The following is a 475-nucleotide window of genomic DNA, read 5'->3' on the forward strand; positions in this document are numbered from 1 at the left end:
GTCGAGGGTTTCCAGGCGCGGGGTGCGGGAGCGGGCGGCGGTGCGCAGCAGGCGCATCAGGTCGTCGCCGGTGGGGTCGGGGTGGGCGTCGGCGGACGCGGTTCTGCGGCAGGCGAGGCCGAGGATGAAGTAGGCCGGGACCGGGTCGTCGGGGCGGCGCCACAGGACGGCCTCACCGTTCTGTTCGAGGGCGAGGATCTGCTCCATGTGGCGGAGGGTGAAGTCCCCCAGCGGCAGGGGGCACAGGGTGATGCTGTGCACGCGGTACCCGGCGTCGCGCAGGAGGCGGACGGCCTTGCGGGGCGTGGAGTAGCTGGCGATGGTGAGGCCGAGGTCGCTGTCGAGGGTGCGGGCGTGCCCGATGATCGCGGGCGCCCACTTCAGGCCGTCCGGGCCGCCGCTGATGGAGGGGCGCCGGGCGTCGGCCCGGGGGGCGAGCGGGACGTAGGGCGGGTTGCTGGTGACGATCAGCGGG

1 protein-coding gene is annotated in these 475 nt (G+C 74.7%); it reads right to left on the bottom strand.

Annotated elements, in window-relative coordinates:
- Positions 1-475, bottom strand: a 475-nt coding sequence (locus ACSNOC_RS27935) for a hypothetical protein (RefSeq protein ID WP_436750360.1), incomplete at both ends; no start/stop codon positions are given.

Origin of the sequence: Streptomyces sp. URMC 129 (assembly GCF_051386415.1) — a bacterium.
Classification (GTDB): domain Bacteria; phylum Actinomycetota; class Actinomycetes; order Streptomycetales; family Streptomycetaceae; genus Streptomyces.